Consider the following 21144-nt stretch of genomic DNA (forward strand, 5'->3'; position numbering starts at 1 on the left):
TGATTATTTAATATAATGAAAAGCAGTGATTACTTTTCTTACACCTTTAGTATGACGAGCAATTTGAATGACTAATTTAGCTTGTTGAGTACTCACATTACCCATTAAGAAAACTTCACCATTTTCAGTGAAAACCTTAACGTTAGAGCTTTTTATAAATTTATTTGCAAGCAATTGTGTTTTCACTTGAGTGGTAATCCAAGCATCTGTTGCCATTTGTCCTGCACCAATTTTTTTTGCGATACGCATTTCGTTATAAACAGCATTCACACCTTCTACACCTGCAGTAATATTTTGAGCAGTTTGAGCTGCAACAGCATTCATTGTTTGCCCTGCTAATAATACTTTTCCTTCATAAGAAACAACAACGATTCGAGCTTCTTCTTTAAGTTGAGCATCTTTACCAAGACGAAGGCTAATTTTTTCTTCTAGTGTTTCATCATCAAGCTGTGTCCCAGCAGTACGAGGATCTGTCGCTACTTTAGTTGCAACAGCTACAGTACCTACAACCGCTGCCGTTATACAACCTTGCAATGATAATAAACTAAATGAAAATAGTGTAATTATGCCAAGTTTTTTAAAAATAGAATTAAACATTATAATATTCCTTATAAAATTATAGTTAAGAAAAGAGTAAAGCATCAATCGCTTCACACATCAAATTTAAACCAAACAAATGCCCTTCTATAATACGCATTTCATTATTAGATGGAATCACTATTTCAGTATCCGTTTTGGCCAATAATCCTGATGTATGATTATTATGACTACTCGTAAATGCAATGATACCTAAATTTTCATTTACTGCACTATAAATTGCATTTAATACCAGCTCTTCGTTTCCAAAAGGTGAAAAGGCTACTAATATATCTCCTTCTGTCGCAACTGCTTGTAGCTTTTTCTTATACAGAAGAGCAATTTCATTATCTTGTGCTGATACTGTCGCTAAAATACCTTCAAAACTTAATAAAACCGCAGAAAAGCTAGGGCGAGCTAGTTCATAGCGATGAGATAAATGACTTACTAAGAGTTGAGCATTTCCATAGGAACGACCAGAACCACATACAATGACTTTATTACCTCTTAATAAGCACTCCACAATTCGACTTGCCGCTTGATGAATCACTGTTGGCAGCAATTCAGAGGATGCAATTTGAATTTGGATACTTTCTGAAAATCGGTCTTGAATTTTTTGTAACATAATTAAATTTAAGCGGTTAGTTTATGTAAGAAATTTGCAATTTTTTATTTTAATCTAAAAAATTTTGAATCCAAATGGGATCATTTTGTCCTTCAAAAGCAACAACATCAAAACGACAATCTGCATTATCAAGACTTAGCCCCTGTTGTGCTAACCACAAATTCGCTGCAGCTAACCATTTTTTCTGTTTAGTATAACCTATACTTTCAACAGCACTACCAAAATTTGCATTTTTACGTTGTCTTACTTCTACAAAAACAGTCGTTGAGCCTTGTTTCATTACTAAATCAAGCTCTCCACATTTGAATGTTTGATTGGTAGCAACAAGTTCTAGCCCGTTTTCCTCTAGAAAAATACGGGCTTTGTCTTCAAACACAGTTCCTTGTTTACGCATTTTAATCGTCTGAAATTACACTACTGCCACTATATTTGAGCCATTTCATATTACGCTCAATATGACAATTCACCCCTGCTTTTAGTTCTCCCGTCAGTCCAGAAATCGTAAAACCTGGAATTTGGCGAAGCTCATTAAAATTATTGATTAATGTCCAAGCATCTGCCCCCATTGCATATAAGCGCATCATTGAAAAATCACTCTTAGCCACTTTACTCGCCATTTTATACTGTTCAGAAGATCTATCTGAAAGTAATGGAATTTCACTAAATTTTACACCTTCCATTGTGGTATAAAAATCGGCATTACTATTAGGTGAATGACTACGTGAAGAGGTATAAATCGTGAATTTATTGGCAAACTCTGAACTATCTAAAGCCTCTTTAGCTTCTAATAGTTGATCTGCATTTCCTAAGAAATAGATTGATTGTCCTTCTACATACTCAATATTTTGTAAATTAGTGACAATATCAATCGCTTGATCATAATATCTTACATCCGCATCAGTATTAGTAACCTTTCTCCATCGAGCGGCAAATGCATTCGCTGAACGCATTCCAAAATCACCATTTGGAGCAATAACAAGCGCTTGAGTCACACCATCTTGACGCATTTTATCTGCAGCTGAATATGCTTCTGCTTCAGGAGATAAACCATAATAACAAACTTTAGCTCTTGCTCTTGAATTATTGGTTGCATTTAATGCTAGAATACTTAATCCATCTATATTCGTATTATGTAGCATTTCATCTACCTTAGATTTCAACAATGGGCCAATAACTGCTTGAGCACCAGATACTTTTGCGTTTTGAATAATTAAGTTTAGTGATTCACTGTTCGTATCTAAGATATTAACACTAACAAGTTCATTCATTCCTCTAGCATCATCAAATCCTTGCTGGATAATTTCTCCTAAAAACTTCAAATCACCACTTAAAGGTAATAAAAGTGCAATATGATTAAATTGTGTTTGTTGAAAAGAGGTAATTGCTTTTAATTCTGTTGGTAATAATATTGCAGCACTATGACTCGGATACAAAGCTTTCCAACTATTAATAGCTTGCACTAATGTTTCTGGCGTGGAAAGATTATCATTGTAGAGTTGAATAAGTGATAACCAGCCTGCAAGTGTTGTTTCACCCGCTTTTGCTCTGGTTGCTGATAACATACCCTTATTAGCACGTCTTAATAGCGCCCAAATATTATTATTATTTAATTGATGTTCTTTAGTATCAACCAAATATCCATCAAGTAAAATACTTGTTCTTACAGCCTCTACAATATTTTTATTTTTTTCAGCTATTTTAACGAGAATTTTGTAATAACGCTTCATTTGAACACGACTAAGCTGAGATAAAGGTAATAACTTCAATGCTTGATCAGCTTGAACTTTTTTATTTTCCATTATCATTAATTTTGCAGTGACTAATTGATATTCAATTTGTTGTATCTCATTTAATGTTGGAGAAAGCTCTGCAAGCATATTTTTCGCTTCGACTATTTTATTTTCAGCAAGCAATTGACGAATAGCAAGTAAGCGATAACTCTTTCTGCTTTCTGGATCTAAACTTAAAGTAAGTTTATTGACATAAAATTCGGAACTTGAATAAGCTTCATTTCTTAACGATTCTGTCACTTCATTTGTAAACAGACTGAGCCCTGTCGTACACGCAGATAAAAATAGAGACATTACTATTGGTAAAAGTATTGTTCTCATTTTCTGTTTTAATGTACGTTTTTGTACTAGAATAGTATTTAACATATAAAATTCCTTTATAATAACCTTACGGAAGATATTACTTAGCTAATGAGTGAAAAGCAAATGAAAAACGATCATAATCATCAACAATTGGGTAAATTATATATTGTTGCGACTCCAATTGGAAATCTCAATGATATTACTCATCGAGCCATTACAACCTTAGAGCAAGTTGATCTTGTTGCTGCTGAAGATACTCGCCATAGCGGATTACTGCTTAGTCACTATGGAATAAAAAAACCTTTTTTCGCATTACATGATCATAATGAGCAACAAAAAGCGACACTGTTAGTTGAAAAATTACAAAAAGGTTTAAATATTGCACTTATCTCAGATGCTGGTACTCCTCTTATTAGCGACCCTGGTTTTCATCTTGTCCGTGAATGTAAACAAAATGGTATTCAAGTTATTCCTATACCGGGTGCTTGTGCCGCTATTACTGCTTTAAGTGTTGCTGGTATTGCTTCAAATAGATTTAGTTTTGAAGGTTTTTTACCTGCCAAAACAAAAGCTCGTTGTGATCAACTTGAAGCCCTTAAAGATGAAACTCGAACATTAATTTTTTATGAATCTACTCATCGTATTTTAGATACGCTTGATGATATGCTCAAAATTTGGAATGATGATCGTTATGTGGTTATCGCTCGAGAACTGACTAAAACGTGGGAAACTATTTATGGCGACACCTTGCCACAACTTATTGAATGGTTAAAAGCTGAAAATAATCGAACTAAAGGCGAGATTGTTCTTATTATAGAAGGAAAATCAACAAAACCACAGGACGATATCTCTCCTCAAGCCGTTAAAGCACTCACATTGTTAACCAAAGAGCTACCTCTTAAAAAATCGGCATCTATCGTGGCAGATATTTTTGGCTACAAAAAAAATACCCTTTATCAATATGCTTTAGAACATTTAAAATAGACATAATAAGCCATTTAAACATTATATTTTATTTGAAGAAATACCACTTTAACGCATTAATTTTGTTATAATTATAAAAAAATATTTTATATGAGGTATAAATGCTAACAATCTATACAAAAAAATATTTACCGTTAATGGGAATTTTTATATTAGTTGGGTGCCATCATTCTCAAATGCAACCAAAAACACAAGCATTAGATACACCTACAGCTCACTCTTCAGTGTTAATTAATGAGAAAGTAGATTCCACACCAACACCATTAGACGTATCAAAACCTGTTAATTTTCAGCAAGCTGTTGATTATGTATTAAATCATTCAGATAAACTGTTAGCGGCTCAAGCAGGTTGGCAAGCCAGTCAACTACAAGCAGATGCTCTAGATTTACACAAACCCTTAATCAGAGTAAGTGGTATGACTGGACGTTATAATATAGAAACAGATATTAATACAGCTACACTAAAAGATCGTTTGCAGAATTATGGTTCGTTATTGTCACACAGTAGTGATATAGGTAATTTAATCAAAAAAATACCTGAACTAGCGCCAATATTGAAAAAAGGTGGAGCAGGATTATCTCAAATTCCTTCCAATCTTCACTTACAAAAGCAAGATACTTTTTCCAAAGCCAGTATAATCGCATTATTACCACTTTATACAGGGGGGCGTATCGATGCTATTCAAGAATTTGCACAGGGGCGAGCCGATTCAAATGCAACTGAAATTGTCACAACTAAAGAAGAACTACTAAAAACCTTAATTAAACGTTATTTTCAAGTGCAATTAGCAGAACGAGTGGTTAAAGTACGAGAAGTTGCCTTAAAATCAGTTAAAGGACATAATCATTCTGCAATACGTATGCAACAACTAGGGATGATTTCAAAAGTACAGCGTTTGCAAGCAACCGCAGCACTCTCTGATGCTGAATTTCAATTAGATAAAGCCAAAGATAATTTACGCCTTGCACAGCGAGCATTAGATTCATTGTTACAAGGTAAAAATATTAGTACAGCAACAACATTATTTGTAAAAAAACACAAATTAGCACCGCTATCTGCATTCCAAACAAAAGCACAGGCACATTACCCAATATTTGCCCAAATTAAAGCTAAAAGAAAACAAGCAAAAGCAATGGAGCAATTAAGTAATGCTGCTTGGAAACCAAATATTGCCGCTTTTGGTACTTATCAACTTAATAAGGATCATAACTGGGTCGTTGGTATCAATGCAAGTTGGACCTTACACAATTCTGTAGATAGAAGCAAAATGCAACAAGCCGCCAAAATGACATTGACCCAAATTGACGCTATTTATCGTCAAGTCGAAAAAGACATTAATTTATTAGTAGAAAAAAACTGGCTTGCGGTTGATGACACTCGACAACGCTACTACTCTCTTGCAAAAGAAGAAAAATTAGCACAACAAGTACTTCAACTACATCGAGCTGGTTTTAAAGAGGGTATCAATACAGTTATTGAATTAAATGATGCACAAGCAAAATTAGTTAAAATTCAAACTGAACGTGCTAATGTGGCTTATCAGTATGTGATAGCATTAGCAGAATTATTAGAATCAACGGGAAATCTACATACTTTTGTAGATTATATTCCAACAAGTTTAAAGCATTAAAATAAAGTGAGAATACAATGAAAGAAAACACTAAAAAAGCACTGAAACCTATTCTAGGATTAGTTATATTAGGTCTTGTTATTGTCTTCATTATTTGTGGATATTTAAAGGTCTCTGAGCCTGAACCTGTAGTATTACAGGGGCAAATGGAAGCCCACGAGGTAAATATTGCCAGTAAAATATCTGGACGTATTGATAAAATTTATATTCAAGAAGGCGATAAAATCACAAAAGGCTCACCAATTTTACATTTTGATAGCCCTGAGATTGCCGCCAAAGTTGCTCAAGCTGAAGCAGTTCGAGATGCAGCCTCTTCGGTAGCAAATAAAGCAGAATCAGGAGCAAGAACCCAAGAAAAAGAAATGGCTTTTAAGCAAATGCAACGTGCAAAAGCGGGTTTGGATGTAATGAAAAAAACGTGGAAAAGGGTGAAAACATTAGCAAAAGAAGGACTATTGAGCCAACAAAAAGCGGATGAAGTAAAAGCAAAATACCTCAGTTCACAAAAATTATACGAGATCGCAAAAGCACAATATGAAATGGCACAAGAAGGTGCAAGAAAAGAAGATATTTCAGCTGCAAAAGCTAAAGCTCGTCAAGGTCAAGCTGTATTTGATGAAGCCTTAGTGGCAAAAGATGAAACTCAATTGAAAAGCCCTGTTGATGGTGAAGTTGCAGAAATTGTGCCAAATGTAGGTGAGATTATTGCCAAAGGTGTACCTGTTGTCACAGTTGTGAATTTACAAGATCAACGTTTAGAGTTAAATGTCCGTGAAGATTACCTTAAACATTTTGCGATTAACCAAACTTTTGAAGGGGTTATTCCTGCACTGGATAATTTAAAGGTAACCTTTAAAGTCTATGCAAGTTCTGTTTTACCCGATTTTGCAACATGGAGACCAACTCGTACCGATCAAGGTTTTGATATGCGGACCTTCTTAGTAAAATCACACCCTGAAAAGCCGATCGAAAAAATGCGTCCAGGTATGAGTGTGTTAGTTGAGTTACCAAGAGGCGAATAATCAATGTTGAGTTTATGGCGTATCTTCGTACGTAGTGCGGTGTGGGAATGGCGGATTATTCAACGTCACCGTGTAGAGCGAGTATTGCTGGTTTTACTACCAGCACTAACTATTGGCTTAATTTGGTATACCTTCTCAGCCTCACAAGTACGTAATTTACCCATTGGTGTCATTGATAAAGAAAATACCACATTATCCAGAAAATTAATTTCAATGGTCAACGCATCTCCTAATGTTGCTGTAGTTAAACATTTTCGAGATGCTCAAGAAATGCAACACGCTTTACGAGAGACACAGGTTTATGCCTCTATAATTATTCCTGAGAATTTTTCTCATCGTATCCATCAACTCCAACCAAGTCCAGTTACCCTTGTAGTTAATGCTCAATACGGAACTCATTCAGGAATCATTCAATCTGGTGTTGGTAGTGCCATAAGGACTTTCTCAGCAGGAATTGAACTACGTCTACGCACCAAAATGGGAATGACGAAACAGCAGGCTCTTGATGCTCTGATTCCGATTAAACCCAATGTCAAAATGGCATTTAATCAATCTCTTAATTATCAACAGTTTTTGGCAAGTACCATTATTCCTGCTTTGTTACATATTTTAGCCACAGTAGTCGGAGTAGGCGTGATAGGGAGAGAATTACGTCATAGCACACTTGGTTGGTGGTTTGCTGGTGTATCCAAATACGACAGTGAGCAAGTTCCTCGTGTGTTAGCCCTCTTTGTTGCTTTAATGGGAAAGCTATTTTGGCATTCATTAATATTTTGTGGTTGGATGACCATTTCAATTGTACTGGTGACTTGGCATAATTCTCCTCCCCTTGCCAATTTATGTATCACTATATTGAATGGCTGGTTATTAATGATTATTTCTTTATGGCTTGGCATCGTCTTAACGGCAATGGCAATGTCTAACCGAATGGGTTTATCTAATGCGGGGATTATCACTGCTCCTGCATTTGCATTTTCAGGTGTAACCTATCCATTAGTGGCAATGCCTAAAGCTGCGCAAATTATTGCAACAATGTTACCGCTTACTCACTATTTACAATCACAAATTGCTCAAATCCAAACTCAACAAAGTTGGCATTTAGGATTATCAACCAGCTATAATTTTATCATTGCACTTATCATACTAATGATATTAGGAACACTATTTACAACTATCGCATTGAAACGTAAGCACCGTTGGGGAATGAGATAATGAATACCTTTTTTACAGCAATAAAAGAGACCTTTAAAAGTATTTTTACTGATGCAGGCGTATTATTACTGTTAATTATCGCCCCTGTTATTTATGGATTATATTATCCACTACCTTATAGCACAGAGATCGTTCGTAATGTTCCTGTTGCTATTGTCGATAATGCTCACGATAGTTTATCTCGTAAAATGATCCGAATGATTACAGCAACGCCAACAGTAACCGCAGAAGTTGTTAGCAATGAAAGACAAGCCAAACAGCTATTACTTGAAGATAAAATACTGGCATTAATGGTTATTCCTGAAAATTTACAACGCAATGTAATTTTAGGGAAACCAGCAACCGTCAATATGATAGGTAATGGAAGCTATGTTCTTGCCAGTAAATACGCACAACAATCAATGGCAAGTGCAGTACTCACTTTATCCGCAGGAGTGGAAATTAAAAAATTATTACCTTTTGCAAAAAGTTATCAAAAAGTGACCGCTATCAGAGAACCTGTACCATTACAAATTCAGCCTCTTTATAACCAAACAGAAGGTTATGGAAGTTATGTCGTACCAGCCGTTGCATGGTTGATTTTACAACAAACGTTATTGATTGCTTGTGCAATGTTAGTAAGTACTTGGTATGAAAAACACAACGCTTATGCAACCGCAACTCAATGGCTAGGGCGTTTAACCACGATTAGCTTAATTCATTACATTATTTGCTTAGGCTACACAGGCAGTATGTTTAGCTTCTGGGGATACCCATCAGGCGCAAATCCAATCGGAAATTTACTTCTCATTGCTCTATTTTCTCCTTGTGTTGCAACTTTGGGCTGTTTATTAGGACTACTTATCAAAGACCGTGAACGTACAATGCAAATTCTCGTCTTTTCTGCATTACCAATGTATTTTATGAGTGGTTTCTCGTGGCCAGCAGACTTATTGCCAACAGTATTACAATATCTACGTTGGATCTTCCCAAGTACCTCTGTCATTCAAGCAGGGGTGAGTTTGAATCAACTCGGTGGCACCGTACTTGAAAATCTACACTATTTTATTGCCTTAGGCATCATTACTTGGCTTGGTTTAGCAATGCTGTTTTGGTTTGGGAGAGAAAAAGAGCATTAAGTATTACACCTAAACAAAAAACAGCAATCCGTTATAAATCAAATTCAACCCAAAAAATAGGAAAACTAACCCTGATCCATTATCAATATAGCGGTTATATTTTGCATAAAATTTACAAATAACTTGACGAGAGAATAATAGTGCAACGAGGGAAAAATAGATTAAAGTACTAAAAAACAAAATGGCTAATACTGAAAAATAATCTTCAATATTAACAAGTTGTGCAGTATAACCAGATAATATACTACTAAAAAAAACCACCGCTTTTGCATTAGCAAGATTAATCATAAATCCATCTAAAATTTCTTTTTTTGCAGATGTTTTTTCAGTAAAAGCTCTTTCATCAAATTGAGCATTTTCTTTGACCCTTACCATTTTAAAACCCGTATAACCTAAGAAACTTCCCCCTAAAATCATAATAAGGTAGTTCAAAAAAGGCACATCCTTGACCAAAAGTCCTAAGCCAAAAATAACCACAATTGCCCAAAAAGCCACCCCTAAGGAGATACCAATTGCCGCAAATATGGCATTACGACTATTACTACTCGCCGCTCGACGACTAATATAGAAAAAATCAGGACCTGGGCTTACTAATCCTGCTAGCTGTACAAAGAAAAGGGTTAATAGCATATCAATTTTCCTATCAAAAAATCTAAGTTTGTTAAAGCATATATTACAATCTAAGTATTCTCAAATACTATTTTTATCATAATACTAAAAATAGTATTATCGTAAAGAAAGACCTCTGACAGTCTCCACTGCATATTTGTTTTATATGAAAATTTATACTAGAATGTTAGACAGTAGTATAATTTTTGTTACAAAAACTAATGGAAATTAGCTACAAGATTGTAGCTATTGTAGCTATTGTAGCTATTGTAGCTATTGTAGCTATTGTAGCTATTGTAGCTATTGTAGCTATTGTAGCTATTGTAGCTATTGTAGCTATTGTTAAATAGTTTAAATCTGAAAAGGATAAAAAATGAAAACATTATTCAAAACCATCGTAATTGTTACAGTAGCAATGTCGTCTCAAGCATTCTCTCAAGACCTATCAGTAAAGACCAATGCCTATATTAAATGTTATAACGGAATTTCAGGTCGAGCTATCGACAGCATAAATCGTTATGAAAGCTGGGTTAAAGATATGAAAAAAGGTCCAACGGGTAAAGAAAGAATTGTTTATGGACTTTATACTTTACATGATCACGTTATCAAAGACTGTAAAGAAAATATACCAGTAGCCGTTGCAGTGGAGCCTAAACAAGAAGAGTTAGATCAAGCGGCAGATAATTATTTAAAAGCAACATTGGCTTTAAATGAAAAAATTAATGAAGCAAATCGTTATTATGATCGTGAAAACTATAAAGATGACAATTTTGCCAAAGGTAAAAAAATGCATAAGCCATTAGCTACCGCTATGGAAAATTTTCTTAAAGCTCACGATGAACTTTCTAAACAGCTAGAAGAAGTTAATAATAATGCAATGAAAGCCCAGTTGGTAGAAATAGAAAAAAACTATGGCAAAAAATTTAATTATTGGATGCTTTCAACGATGATAGAAGCAAAACCAGCGGTTAACCTTTTATCTAAAGAGCAATTTGATGTAGAAAAAGCAAAATCATTGATAAGTGCTTATGAAGACAGTGCTGATAAATTAATTGAGCAAATCAAAGCGGATACATCTGTAGAAATGGCTCGCTATGCGACTTTACCTATGACGATTGATAACTATCGTAAAGCACTTAAAGAACGTATGCGTCGAGTAAGAGATAAAAAACCTTATTCTACTGGCGAAAAAATGCAATTAAACCCAAGTTCTGGTTGGATGGTAAACGGAAGTCCTTATAAAGTAATGGATACTTATAATAAATTAATCGAAGCAGTTAATCGCTAATTTGAATTAAAGATATGTTAAATAACACCACAAAAATTAACAACAATTTTTGTGGTGTTTTTTTATAGGGAAAGTAATACAAAATGGAGAATATAAAGTGTCACTAGAGAATAAACAGCCGCCAAAATATCATCAACCATAATTCCTAAACCGCCTTTTAGTGTTTGATCAAACTGTTTTATAGGATAGGGTTTAACAATATCAAAAAAGCGGAATACAATAAACGTAAGTCCATAAAAGGTATAATCATACTGAGGTAAAAAAGCAAAAATTAAAAATATAGCAACAATTTCATCCCATACAATACGCCCATCATCGTGAACACCTAAATCTTGACTGGTTTTTTCACAGATATAGCAACCTGAAATAAAAGAAATCACAGTAAGTATCATAAAAAAGAGTGATGAAGCGGTAAGATCCCATAAAAAAATTGCAAAAACCATACCACCTAATGTTCCCCAAGTACCAGGGGCTGGTTTGATTAGACCAGAGCCAAAACCAAAGGCAAGTAAATGAATAGGATTTTTAAGATTAATAGGTTTCATTATTGTATTACATTTTAATTTATAAAAAATGGTCAAACCCTGCTTGTACAGGAAGCTGTTCCTCTTTGCCCTCTCTTAATAAGGTTAAGCCAGATTGGGTGATTTTACCAATACAACTACATTTTATATCTAAGTGAGCAATGGCTTGCTTAAAAGCCTCTACCTTATCAGGAGCAATGGTAAAGCAAAGTTCATAGTCTTCCCCTCCAGTTAAAGCAAAAGTTTCTGCTAGTCGTGGATATTCATTTACAAGCTGTAATGAGAGAGGTAAATCTTGCAAATTCAGTTCTGCCCCACATTGACTGCGCTCTAAAATATGCCCTAAATCTGCCAACAGTCCATCTGAAATATCAATGGCACATTGCGAATATTGATTAAGTAACAAACCTAGTTCTATCCTAGGTGTAGGGTTTAAATGACGTTGTAATAAGTATTGTTGTTGCTCTGTTTCATTTTTAGTTTGATTAAATAACAGTGCTAAACCTGCTTTACTATCACCAAGTGTACCTGATACAAAAACCAAATCATCAATCTGGGCTTTATGACGATATAATCCAGCCCCTTTTTCTAATACCCCTTGAGCCGTAATAGTAATAGATAATGCTCCCTTAGTGGTATCACCGCCAATTAATTCCACATTATAATGATCTAAAATAGCAAATAACCCTCTGCTAAATTCAGTCAGCCAGTAATCATCAACTTTCGGTAAGGTTAAAGCCAACGAAATCCATTTAGGCATTGCCCCCATTGCCGCCAAATCGCTTAAATTGACAGCAACAGATTTATAGGCTAAATCATAAGGCGAGATATCAGGAAGAAAATGTGTTCCAGCAACCAAAGTATCCGTGGTAATCGCTAACTGTTGTTGTGGTTCTAATTCAATGACCGCACAATCATCACCAATGGACAATACGGCAGATTGCTCTGCTTTCTGGCGAGTAAAATATTGCTTAATTACATCAAATTCATTCATTTTTTTATACTCTTATTTACGTCCTAGAGCAGGCGCTAATTTATCTAAAATGCCGTTTACATATTTATGGCTATCATCAGAGCCAAATACTTTGGCAACTTCAATCGCTTCATTGATGACCACTTTATAAGGTACATCCAGTTGGAATTTTAATTCATAGCTTGCTACTCGTAAAATTGAATACTCAATAGGATCAAGATCATCTTGACTACGATCTAAATAAGGTTGAAAAGCTTCATCAACCTCTGTGATATGTTCAACAGTTCCCAGTAATAATTTACGGAAATATGGAACATCAACGCCCTTCATATCTTGATCAGTCATAAACGAAACTTCAACTTCTTCAATTGAGTTTTTAGATATAAACCAAGAATACAGTGCTTGAACCGCACATTCACGAGCTCGACGACGTGGAGAAACTTTCATATAACCTCTATAAAATATAATTTTGCAAAATTTGTTAAAGATCTTACCGCTTGCTGTATGCTTTTTAGCAACAAGATCAAAAGATAGCAAATTTTATCATAATTTTATTACTGAGGGTTAATTATATGTGGTGTCACAAAAATCACTAACTCTCGTTTAACTACCTTATCTTTGGTATGACTAAATAAATACTTTAAAAACGGTAAACTACCTAAAATAGGCACGCCTTCTTTTTCTTTAGAAATACTATTTTGAAAAATTCCACCTAAAACAATAGTTTCACCATGACGAGCCAACACTTGTGTTTTAATCTCTTGTTTATCAATAGTTACCCATTGCTGACTACTTGCACCAGTGGTATTCGGCGAATTTTGAGTCACTAGTAAATCTAACAAAATTTGATTATTTTTAGAGAAATGAGGAATCACTTCCAAACCTAAGACCGCATCTCGAAATTCAACATCTGTTATATCCCCTTTTTCATTATGTTGAGGATAGGCAATTTCTGTTCCCTGTTTGATACTCGCTTTATGTTCATTCGTTGTAATTAAACTAGGACTAGCAATAATTTCAATGCTATTTTCTTGCTCTAATGCAGTGAGTTCTAAATCTAAAAGACGATTACTAAAGCTGGCAATTTGCACAACTGCAGATGCTGCATTTCCAAGAACGGGGAAATTAACATTCAAATTATTTGTTGAAAATCCATTCCCCTCTAAACGCCCTGCAAATTTACTCGCACTTTCTGTAGGACTAAACATTCCCCATCGAACACCTAATTCTTGTAAATTTTCACTGCTAATTGTCACAATCCTTGCTTCTATCGCTACTTGTTTGATTGGTTTATCTAATTGATGAATGAGAGTTGTCAATTTAGCAAGTAAACTTTTATCACCTTTTAAAATAAGCGTATTTGTTTGTTTATCAAAATGGATATAACCTCCATCTAATAACGAACCATGCCCTTTTGTTAAGGTTTCTACTATATCCACAGCTCGTGCATAGTTTAAATGAATATTTTTAATCGGTAGATCTTCGTTTATAGGTATTATATGTTGATCATTTTCTTCATCTATTCGCACTGTTTCATTTGATGTCACATCCTTGTAAAAAGGATCTGCCACAAGACAAGTACTATAAAACCCAAATAACAACAGCACTATTTTTTTCATTTTATTCCTTTTCCAAAATAGATAAACTTAAAATACATTGAATAAAATTATTTCTCTTTAATTTAATGAGACTTATTTCATTAAAAGAAATGTGGTTTATTTGATTTATATGCTTAATAACATCATAAACGTTCTCAAATGTTTGGTGAAACACCACATCAATCACATTACTCTCTTTATCCCATAACACACTTTCAATATTCATATTACTGGTAATCAATATTTCTTTAATTTTTTTATTCACTGCCAATGGATCAATATCATTACTTTCAACTAAAACATTTAGTGTCTTTAATTGCTTATCCAATTGGGCTTTATTAAGTATCAATCTGTTATTTAACGTTCTTTCTGTATTTCTAATCGTATACTTATTGAAAAAATCATATGCTGGATAACTTAAAATAACACATCCAATGAATAGCCCAACCACATACGGATGTTTCAGCAAATAATTAATAAACAGATAAATATAACTTTTAGGTTGTAAATAATAAGATCTTAACCACTTCATTACTTCACTCGACTTATTTTAATGACAAAATCCAACTGATAATCACTGTTTGTTTGTAACATATCCACACTAAAAGTAATGTTTTTTAAATGGCTTAAATATTGCGTCACCATTTCAAAACTCTGCTGATTATCTAACTGCCCAGATAATAAAAAATAATCCGTTATATTATGCTTAATATTAATTTCATTTATAATGCCATTAATAGGTATCTGTTTAATTTCATTAAGAAATTTTTCTATATTCTGAGAATTAATAGCCTCTATTTTCCTTTGTTGCCTTAATTTAATTCTTGCTAATCTCATTTTTTGATTACTGATCTCTTTGTTAATTTGACTATTCTTTGTTTGGTACCCTACATATTGAGAATAAACACTATTACTAGACCAATACAATATTGTTGCATCCAAGATAAAAAAAAGTGTGACAATAAGATATTGAATAAAGCGTAATTTAATCGCTTTCAACCATTGCTCTTGGTGATAATTCGTTAAGTTAATCCCTTGCCATTCCATAAACTCGCTCCTAATGCAATCACATATAAATAAGGATCCACAATTTGTTGATTCTCAGACAGTGTTACTTCAACAATCTCACTCCCTTCTATTTCTTCTAAATTTTGCATTTTTTCTAATGTAAGTACCCGCTTACAATGTGTTATTTGGGAAGCTTTAGTGATAGGTGTTTGGCAAAACTCCGCTTGTTTAAACTGCAATATACGATCTTTAAAAAAATAACCCTGTTCTCTACAACTCTCTTCTAAAGGCAATTCTGCTAAATAGTGAATACCCCTTTGATAACAATAATATTCACTGTCTAATACAACAAATTTCTTATCATTCATAAGAATAGAATCACTCTTTTTTAAAGCGTAAACTAGTACTCGAAAAACATTTTCAGATTGTTGCAACATTATTTGATAATCAAAATAAATATCCTCTAATGGTATAGGTAATTCCTTTTTTAAGAGCGCTATAATTTGGCGATAAATCATCTCATTACTATAATGATCAGGAAAAAAAAGATATTTTCGCCAAATAAAGCGGTCACTTATAGCTTGAATTTTGCAAATATTTGACTTTTTATCTTGTAATGCCACTGAAATATCTAACAATGATGTTTTTTCTTTTTGAAACCATTGCGTTTGAATATGCTGATTTTTCACTACCACAACACAAAAATTATGCGAATCTTGACTTATTCCAACTTGCTCATTGTATAAATTCCCTCTAAACAACATCTCTTTTTCCCTTTTTTAGCATTTTAGGTTATGATTGCAAAATTAAAATATGCACTATTATTGTGTCTAAGTTATCCATTAGTCATTTACTAAAAGGTTTTTTCTCGATGAAGATCACAAAAATAATATTAAGTACTTTACTCTCTCTCATTATTTTTTCTGCTATTGGAGCGGGTATTTTATATGTTCACTTAAAATCTGACCTTCCTGATGTTGCCTCTTTAAAAAGTATAGAGCTTCAACAACCTATGCAAATTTATACGGCTGATGGTAAATTGATTGGCGAGGTAGGAGAAGAGCGCCGTATTCCAGTTAAACTTTCTGATGTGCCACAACCACTTATTGATGCCTTTATTGCCACAGAAGATACTCGTTTCTATGAACATAATGGATATGACTTAAAAGGTATTGCACGTGCCGCTTACAGCTACATAAAAGGCGGTTCTAAACAAGGCGCAAGTACTATCACACAACAGCTAGCAAGAAATATCTTTTTAACACCTGAACGTAGATTAATTCGAAAATTAAGAGAGTTAATTCTTGCAACAGAAATTGAAAAGGTAATGACGAAAGATGAAATTTTAGAACTCTATCTAAACAAAATTTATTTAGGTTATCGTTCTTACGGAATTGCAACAGCGGCACAAACTTATTTTGGCAAAGACTTAGATCAACTCAGTTTATCAGAAATGGCAATGATTGCAGGATTGCCAAAAGCACCTTCAACAATGAATCCTATTTATTCCATCAAACGCGCTACAAACCGCCGTAATACCGTGTTATGGAGAATGTTACAAGTAAAAAAAATTACTCAAGAACAATATGAAAAAGCCAAACTAGAACCTATCGTTTCTAAATTTCATAAAACCACGTTAGATTTTCGTGCCGAATACGTTACCGAAATGGTTCGTAAAGAAATGGTAAAACGTTACGGAGAAGAAGTCGCTTACACCAAAGGATTTAAAGTCTTTTCTACTGTATTATCTAAAGATCAATTTGAAGCCCAAAAAGCGCTTCGAGAAAACTTAATTCGATACGATAGACGTCATGGTTGGCGAGGAGCAACAACTCTATGGGAAGCAGAAGATAAGGCTTGGAATGAAGAAGATATTATTGATCATTTAAGTAAATTACCACTATCAGAACCTTTTACTTCAGCTGCTGTATTAAATGTCGCTAAAAATAAAGCTCATCTATTATTAGCTGATGGTGAAGAAGTGGATTTATTCCTATCAGGGATGAAATGGGCAAGAAAATTTATTAATAAGAACGCCAAAGGTAAACACCCAAAATCTGTACAAGATGTATTAAAAGTTGGACAGCAAATTTGGGTTCGTAATATAAAAAATAGACAAGGTGAAATAGAATGGGAATTGGGTCAAATTCCACAAATGAATTCTGCGTTAGTTTCTTTAGATAGTCACAATGGTGCAATTGAAGCTGCTGTGGGAGGATTTAGTTTTGCACAAAGTAACTTTAACCGTGTCACTCAATCAATGGTACAAGTTGGTTCATCTATTAAACCATTTATTTATACCGCAGCAATGAATAAAGGATTAAGCCTTGCTACCACATTAAATGATGCACCGATTACAATTCGTAAAGCTGGACAAGAACCTTGGCAGCCTAAAAACTCACCTAATATCTACGAAGGTAAATTACGTTTGCGAGTTGGCTTAGGCAAATCAAAAAATGTGATGATGGTCAGAACCGTTAAAATGGCTGGCATCGATTACATTGCTGACTATTTACAACGCTTTGGGTTTAATCGTGAGCAATACAAAGCAACGGAAGCCTTAGCCCTTGGCGCAGCTTCTTTTACACCACTAGAAATGGCTCGTGGTTATGCTGTATTTGATAATGGTGGCTATCTTATCGATCCTTTTATTATTAGTCGTATTGAAGATGCTGACGGTAATGAACTTTATAAAGCAAACCCTCGTATAGCCTGTATTTCTTGTAATGATATTCCTGTTCTTTATGCGGAACCCACCTATTTTGATTTCGTAGAGGAAGAAGAAGAGGACGAAAATGTGACATCTGATAATATCAGTAGTGATACGCCTGATTTACACATTCAAGCAAGTGTCAAAAAAGAAGATCCAAGCTTAATGGCAACCTCTTCTGAAACAGATCAAACCACTCGTTACGCTCCTCGAGTGATTAGTGGAGAACTCGCTTTTCTAATGCGCAGTGCCTTACACTCTGCTGCATTTGGAGAAAAAGGTCAAGATTGGAGAGGAACCAGTTGGCGAATCGCACAACAACTACCACGTCAAGATATTGGTGGAAAAACAGGAACAACCAATAACTCTAAAGTGGCTTGGTATGCTGGATTTGGATCAAACATTGTGACAACAGTCTATGTATCTTCTGATGATAGTAAAGAACTAGGAAGAGGTGAATCAGGTGCAAAAACTGCTCTTCCTGCTTGGATCCAATATATGAAAGTAGCACTTTCTGATAAACCACAACAAACAGAGATTATACCACCTAATATTATTAAGGTAGGGATTGATGCACAATATGGTTTACTCGGTGAAGACTTAACCGAATATTTTATTAAAGGCACAGAACCTAAAAATAAATATATTATTGAACAAGGTTATCAAATCCCAGTAACGGATCCGAATCGACAATCAGGTTCAGGAACGGGTACTCCAACAAAAGAACTATTTTAATCACGATAAAGCGAGTATAAAAACTCGCTTTTTCATTTAAATAATTTATTAATAATGAAAACAAGTATTTACGATACACCAGCTTTCTTTGAACGCTATCAACAATTAAGAACTAACCCTATTAGTTTGAATGAAATCATTGAAAAGCCCACTATGTTTTCACTTTTACTCAATCTTAAAAATAAACGAATATTAGATTTAGGTTGTGGTACGGGAGAACATTTATACTATTATCTTCAACAAGGTGCCGAGTATGTGTCTGGTTTAGATTTATCACAATCAATGCTTAATCAAGCTGCACAAAATTTTGCAAAAAATAGGATAAATCCTACCGCTTATTCCCTACATTGTTTACCAATGGAAGAGTTAGATAAAATTCAAGAAAGTAATTTTGATATTATCACAAGCTCTTTTGCCTTTCATTATATTGAAGATTTCTCTGCTCTCTTACTTAATATAAAGGAAAAATTAACACCAAAAGGCATTCTCATTTTTTCACAAGAGCACCCGATTGTAACAGCACATAAAAATGGTGAACGTTGGGAAAAAAATAATAAAAAACAACAAATTGCTTATCGATTAAATCACTATAGAGATGAAGGAGAAAGAGAACGCAATTGGTTTAAACAGCCATTTAAAACTTATCATCGCACTATGGCAACAATTTTAAATCAACTTATTATAACAGGATTTGAAATTGAAAAAATCGAAGAACCAATGTTAACAGAGCAACCTCAATGGCATAATGAATTCAAAGATCTACTACATCGACCACCATTACTTTTTATTAAAGCACGCTTAAAATAAGTGATTGCACCCTAACTCTTTTTAGGGTGCAAATATAGCATCGCCAAATAAAATATTTATACTCCAGGAGCTTTCCATAAAGATGTTGTTAAACCATCATCAACTAGTTGTAATTGTTTATGATAAACATCAATCCATTTTCTTTTATGTGATTGATACAATTTATGGTTATCTGGATTAGGATGATGTACTCTCTCAAATTTTACTAATTTTCGTCCCGCCTCAGCAAAAGAAGAGTAAATACCGATTCCAACACCAGCAGCGACTGCACAACCTAATGCTGTTGATTCTTTAACTACTGGAATATTAACTGTTAAACCAGTCACATCAGCTAAAATTTGACTCCATAGTTGTCCTTTTGAGCCCCCTCCAGCAAATACGATTGATGTTAATTTTACTCCTGAAAATTTTTCTACTTGATCAAGATTACAAGAAGATACAATCGCCGCATTTTCTTCTAAAGCTCTAAATAATACTTGTTTGTTACATTTCTCTGGATCAATAGAAAGATTGATAAATGAGGGAGCTGCGTGATACCAAGATTTAAAGTGCATTGCATCGGAAAAAATAGGGATAACATCATTTGCACCAACAGGCACTCTTTCAGCCATTTTCTCTAGTAATGAATAAGCATCTGTACCTAATTTTTGAGCCAATAATTTTTCTTCTTCACAAAAAGCATCTCTAAACCACCGCATTGTTAATCCAGTAAAGAAACTAATAGATTCAGCTTGGACTAAATTAGAAATAACGTGTGGATTAACTCTTACGTTCATTTGAGGATCTGTAACAGGATTTGGTAGATTTACAACTTGTTGCCAGAATGTACCTCCAATAACAGCAGCTTGTGATGGTTCTACAATACCAAGACCAACACAACCAAGTTGTACATCTCCACCACCAACAACGACAGGGGTTCCTTGTTTTAAACCTGTAATCTCTGCGATTTCTGATGTTACTTTACCTAGAATCTCCCCTGTTTCTTTAACTTGGGGAAGAATATTACTATTTAATCCAGCTAAATCTAATAATTCAGTAGACCATTGGCGAGTTTGTAAATCTAGTATTCCTGTTGTACCTGCATTAGAGGGTTCAACAGCTAATTCACCACTTAGCATAAAACCTAACCAGTCACTGATCATTGTCACTGAGCTAATTTCTTGATAAATATCATCACGATGGCGAGATAACCACAATAAACGAGGAATAGCACTTAATGCTAATGTTTGTCCTGAGATGCTATACATCTTTTCTTCGAAAGAGGAGTCACATAATTTTTTAAGATCAACAACCTCTTGTGTTGCTCTTGCATCAACACAACCACAAGCCCAGATTGGTTTATTGTGCTTATCATAAAGTACAATACCTTCTCTCATTGAACAAGTTGATATTGCAACTATTTGCTCAGGCTTAATTTGGGGTTCTTGTAAAACTTGCTTTATACAATCACAAGTTAATTTCCAATTTTTCTCAAGATCAAATTCCATTGAACCAGGAATATTCGGATCTGATAAGTGTGTCCATTCTTTTTGTGCAACTGAAATTTGATTTCCTTCTGTATCAAAAACAACAGCTCTCACACTACCTGTTCCAGCATCTAATGCCATAAGATAAGTTGATTGTTTATTCAT

The 21144-nt window shown here is 34.3% G+C and carries 22 protein-coding genes; 9 read left to right on the plus strand and 13 right to left on the minus strand.

Features of this window, described 5'->3' with window-relative positions; translation table 11 throughout:
- Nucleotides 1–3: 3 nt before the first annotated feature.
- Genes dolP through A6B44_RS08065 form a run of 4 tightly spaced genes read right to left on the minus strand, consistent with a single transcriptional unit; the run spans nucleotide 4 to nucleotide 3357 of the window.
- Complete coding sequence (gene dolP, locus A6B44_RS08050) at nucleotides 4–597, minus strand: division/outer membrane stress-associated lipid-binding lipoprotein (protein WP_090920170.1); 594 nt, start codon at nucleotides 595–597, stop codon at nucleotides 4–6.
- A 25-nt stretch (nucleotides 598–622) separates the two neighbouring features.
- Nucleotides 623–1201 (minus strand): D-sedoheptulose-7-phosphate isomerase, encoded by a 579-nt coding sequence (locus A6B44_RS08055; protein ID WP_090920173.1) that lies wholly within the window; start codon nucleotides 1199–1201, stop codon nucleotides 623–625.
- A gap of 49 nt (nucleotides 1202–1250) precedes the next feature.
- Entirely contained in the window at nucleotides 1251–1595 is a 345-nt protein-coding gene (locus tag A6B44_RS08060; RefSeq protein ID WP_090920176.1) for a YraN family protein, read from the minus strand.
- A gap of 1 nt (nucleotide 1596) precedes the next feature.
- Nucleotides 1597–3357 carry a penicillin-binding protein activator gene (locus tag A6B44_RS08065; protein ID WP_090920179.1) on the minus strand — a complete coding sequence of 587 codons (1761 nt, stop codon included), beginning with the start codon at nucleotides 3355–3357 and terminating at the stop codon, nucleotides 1597–1599.
- A 60-nt stretch (nucleotides 3358–3417) separates the two neighbouring features.
- Between A6B44_RS08065 and rsmI the strand changes: the two genes are divergently transcribed.
- The 5 genes from rsmI to A6B44_RS08090 all read left to right on the plus strand — a co-directional run bounded on the left by rsmI (nucleotide 3418) and on the right by A6B44_RS08090 (nucleotide 9261).
- The gene (gene rsmI, locus A6B44_RS08070) at nucleotides 3418–4278 is read left to right on the plus strand and encodes a 16S rRNA (cytidine(1402)-2'-O)-methyltransferase (protein WP_090920182.1); all 861 of its coding nucleotides are present in this window, start codon (nucleotides 3418–3420) and stop codon (nucleotides 4276–4278) included.
- Nucleotides 4279–4379: 101 nt separating this feature from the next.
- Nucleotides 4380–5909 (plus strand): TolC family protein, encoded by a 1530-nt coding sequence (locus A6B44_RS08075; RefSeq protein ID WP_090920185.1) that lies wholly within the window; start codon nucleotides 4380–4382, stop codon nucleotides 5907–5909.
- Nucleotides 5910–5926: 17 nt separating this feature from the next.
- On the plus strand, nucleotides 5927–6931 hold the full coding sequence (locus tag A6B44_RS08080) for an HlyD family secretion protein (RefSeq protein ID WP_090920189.1): 1005 nt from the start codon (nucleotides 5927–5929) through the stop codon (nucleotides 6929–6931).
- 3 nt (nucleotides 6932–6934) lie between these two features.
- Nucleotides 6935–8143, plus strand: a complete 1209-nt coding sequence (locus A6B44_RS08085; protein WP_090920192.1) for an ABC transporter permease — start codon at nucleotides 6935–6937, stop codon at nucleotides 8141–8143.
- Nucleotides 8143–9261, plus strand: coding sequence for an ABC transporter permease (locus tag A6B44_RS08090; RefSeq protein WP_090920195.1), 1119 nt, complete (start codon nucleotides 8143–8145; stop codon nucleotides 9259–9261). Before A6B44_RS08085 ends, A6B44_RS08090 begins: the two co-directional genes overlap by 1 nt.
- 9 nt (nucleotides 9262–9270) lie before the next feature.
- Here A6B44_RS08090 and A6B44_RS08095 read toward each other — a convergent pair whose 3' ends face one another.
- Nucleotides 9271–9891 (minus strand): LysE family transporter, encoded by a 621-nt coding sequence (locus A6B44_RS08095; RefSeq protein ID WP_090920199.1) that lies wholly within the window; start codon nucleotides 9889–9891, stop codon nucleotides 9271–9273.
- A 185-nt stretch (nucleotides 9892–10076) separates the two neighbouring features.
- Here A6B44_RS08095 and A6B44_RS08100 point away from each other — a divergent pair, with 185 nt between their 5' ends.
- Nucleotides 10077–10220, plus strand: a complete 144-nt coding sequence (locus A6B44_RS08100; protein ID WP_176673498.1) for a hypothetical protein — start codon at nucleotides 10077–10079, stop codon at nucleotides 10218–10220.
- Nucleotides 10221–10243: 23 nt separating this feature from the next.
- Complete coding sequence (locus tag A6B44_RS08105; protein WP_090920202.1) at nucleotides 10244–11158, plus strand: YiiG family protein; 915 nt, start codon at nucleotides 10244–10246, stop codon at nucleotides 11156–11158.
- A 62-nt stretch (nucleotides 11159–11220) separates the two neighbouring features.
- On the opposite strand, the gene A6B44_RS08110 is transcribed toward A6B44_RS08105, so the two are convergent.
- The 7 genes from A6B44_RS08110 to A6B44_RS08140 all read right to left on the minus strand — a co-directional run bounded on the left by A6B44_RS08110 (nucleotide 11221) and on the right by A6B44_RS08140 (nucleotide 16025).
- Nucleotides 11221–11703 carry a phosphatidylglycerophosphatase A family protein gene (locus A6B44_RS08110; protein ID WP_090920205.1) on the minus strand — a complete coding sequence of 161 codons (483 nt, stop codon included), beginning with the start codon at nucleotides 11701–11703 and terminating at the stop codon, nucleotides 11221–11223.
- Between the two features lie 19 nt (nucleotides 11704–11722).
- Nucleotides 11723–12676 carry a thiamine-phosphate kinase gene (gene thiL, locus A6B44_RS08115; protein ID WP_090920208.1) on the minus strand — a complete coding sequence of 318 codons (954 nt, stop codon included), beginning with the start codon at nucleotides 12674–12676 and terminating at the stop codon, nucleotides 11723–11725.
- Between the two features lie 12 nt (nucleotides 12677–12688).
- On the minus strand, nucleotides 12689–13102 hold the full coding sequence (nusB, locus tag A6B44_RS08120; RefSeq protein WP_090920212.1) for a transcription antitermination factor NusB: 414 nt from the start codon (nucleotides 13100–13102) through the stop codon (nucleotides 12689–12691).
- A 107-nt stretch (nucleotides 13103–13209) separates the two neighbouring features.
- On the minus strand, nucleotides 13210–14274 hold the full coding sequence (gene pilQ, locus A6B44_RS08125) for a type IV pilus secretin PilQ (protein WP_090920215.1): 1065 nt from the start codon (nucleotides 14272–14274) through the stop codon (nucleotides 13210–13212).
- 1 nt (nucleotide 14275) lies between these two features.
- A complete protein-coding gene (locus tag A6B44_RS08130) occupies nucleotides 14276–14785 on the minus strand; it encodes a hypothetical protein (RefSeq protein ID WP_090920218.1) in 510 nt (169 codons plus the stop codon).
- Entirely contained in the window at nucleotides 14785–15300 is a 516-nt protein-coding gene (locus tag A6B44_RS08135) for a hypothetical protein (protein ID WP_090920221.1), read from the minus strand. Before A6B44_RS08135 ends, A6B44_RS08130 begins: the two co-directional genes overlap by 1 nt.
- Nucleotides 15276–16025, minus strand: a complete 750-nt coding sequence (locus A6B44_RS08140) for a hypothetical protein (protein WP_090920224.1) — start codon at nucleotides 16023–16025, stop codon at nucleotides 15276–15278. Before A6B44_RS08140 ends, A6B44_RS08135 begins: the two co-directional genes overlap by 25 nt.
- 107 nt (nucleotides 16026–16132) lie before the next feature.
- Here A6B44_RS08140 and A6B44_RS08145 point away from each other — a divergent pair, with 107 nt between their 5' ends.
- Together A6B44_RS08145 and A6B44_RS08150 are read left to right on the plus strand one after the other, a co-directional pair.
- Nucleotides 16133–18706, plus strand: a complete 2574-nt coding sequence (locus tag A6B44_RS08145) for a penicillin-binding protein 1A (RefSeq protein ID WP_090920227.1) — start codon at nucleotides 16133–16135, stop codon at nucleotides 18704–18706.
- A gap of 54 nt (nucleotides 18707–18760) precedes the next feature.
- The gene (locus tag A6B44_RS08150) at nucleotides 18761–19513 is read left to right on the plus strand and encodes a class I SAM-dependent methyltransferase (RefSeq protein WP_090920230.1); all 753 of its coding nucleotides are present in this window, start codon (nucleotides 18761–18763) and stop codon (nucleotides 19511–19513) included.
- A gap of 56 nt (nucleotides 19514–19569) precedes the next feature.
- Here A6B44_RS08150 and lsrK read toward each other — a convergent pair whose 3' ends face one another.
- Entirely contained in the window at nucleotides 19570–21144 is a 1575-nt protein-coding gene (gene lsrK / locus A6B44_RS08155; protein ID WP_090920233.1) for an autoinducer-2 kinase, read from the minus strand.

It is taken from the genome of Pasteurella skyensis, assembly GCF_013377295.1.
GTDB classification, from domain to species: domain Bacteria; phylum Pseudomonadota; class Gammaproteobacteria; order Enterobacterales; family Pasteurellaceae; genus Phocoenobacter; species Phocoenobacter skyensis.

Excerpts from the sequence above, each read along its gene's own strand:
- dolP (WP_090920170.1), bottom strand. The coding sequence starts at position 597 with ATGTTTAATTCTATTTTTAAAAAACTTGGCATAATTACACTATTTTCA.
- A6B44_RS08055 (WP_090920173.1), bottom strand. The coding sequence starts at position 1,201 with ATGTTACAAAAAATTCAAGACCGATTTTCAGAAAGTATCCAAATTCAA.
- A6B44_RS08060 (WP_090920176.1), bottom strand. The coding sequence starts at position 1,595 with ATGCGTAAACAAGGAACTGTGTTTGAAGACAAAGCCCGTATTTTTCTA.
- A6B44_RS08065 (WP_090920179.1), bottom strand. The coding sequence starts at position 3,357 with ATGTTAAATACTATTCTAGTACAAAAACGTACATTAAAACAGAAAATG.
- rsmI (WP_090920182.1), top strand. The coding sequence starts at position 3,418 with ATGAAAAACGATCATAATCATCAACAATTGGGTAAATTATATATTGTT.
- A6B44_RS08075 (WP_090920185.1), top strand. The coding sequence starts at position 4,380 with ATGCTAACAATCTATACAAAAAAATATTTACCGTTAATGGGAATTTTT.
- A6B44_RS08080 (WP_090920189.1), top strand. The coding sequence starts at position 5,927 with ATGAAAGAAAACACTAAAAAAGCACTGAAACCTATTCTAGGATTAGTT.
- A6B44_RS08085 (WP_090920192.1), top strand. The coding sequence starts at position 6,935 with ATGTTGAGTTTATGGCGTATCTTCGTACGTAGTGCGGTGTGGGAATGG.
- A6B44_RS08090 (WP_090920195.1), top strand. The coding sequence starts at position 8,143 with ATGAATACCTTTTTTACAGCAATAAAAGAGACCTTTAAAAGTATTTTT.
- A6B44_RS08095 (WP_090920199.1), bottom strand. The coding sequence starts at position 9,891 with ATGCTATTAACCCTTTTCTTTGTACAGCTAGCAGGATTAGTAAGCCCA.
- A6B44_RS08105 (WP_090920202.1), top strand. The coding sequence starts at position 10,244 with ATGAAAACATTATTCAAAACCATCGTAATTGTTACAGTAGCAATGTCG.
- A6B44_RS08110 (WP_090920205.1), bottom strand. The coding sequence starts at position 11,703 with ATGAAACCTATTAATCTTAAAAATCCTATTCATTTACTTGCCTTTGGT.
- thiL (WP_090920208.1), bottom strand. The coding sequence starts at position 12,676 with ATGAATGAATTTGATGTAATTAAGCAATATTTTACTCGCCAGAAAGCA.
- nusB (WP_090920212.1), bottom strand. The coding sequence starts at position 13,102 with ATGAAAGTTTCTCCACGTCGTCGAGCTCGTGAATGTGCGGTTCAAGCA.
- pilQ (WP_090920215.1), bottom strand. The coding sequence starts at position 14,274 with ATGAAAAAAATAGTGCTGTTGTTATTTGGGTTTTATAGTACTTGTCTT.
- A6B44_RS08130 (WP_090920218.1), bottom strand. The coding sequence starts at position 14,785 with ATGAAGTGGTTAAGATCTTATTATTTACAACCTAAAAGTTATATTTAT.
- A6B44_RS08135 (WP_090920221.1), bottom strand. The coding sequence starts at position 15,300 with ATGGAATGGCAAGGGATTAACTTAACGAATTATCACCAAGAGCAATGG.
- A6B44_RS08140 (WP_090920224.1), bottom strand. The coding sequence starts at position 16,025 with ATGTTGTTTAGAGGGAATTTATACAATGAGCAAGTTGGAATAAGTCAA.
- A6B44_RS08145 (WP_090920227.1), top strand. The coding sequence starts at position 16,133 with ATGAAGATCACAAAAATAATATTAAGTACTTTACTCTCTCTCATTATT.
- A6B44_RS08150 (WP_090920230.1), top strand. The coding sequence starts at position 18,761 with ATGAAAACAAGTATTTACGATACACCAGCTTTCTTTGAACGCTATCAA.
- lsrK (WP_090920233.1), bottom strand. The coding sequence starts at position 21,144 with ATGAATAAACAATCAACTTATCTTATGGCATTAGATGCTGGAACAGGT.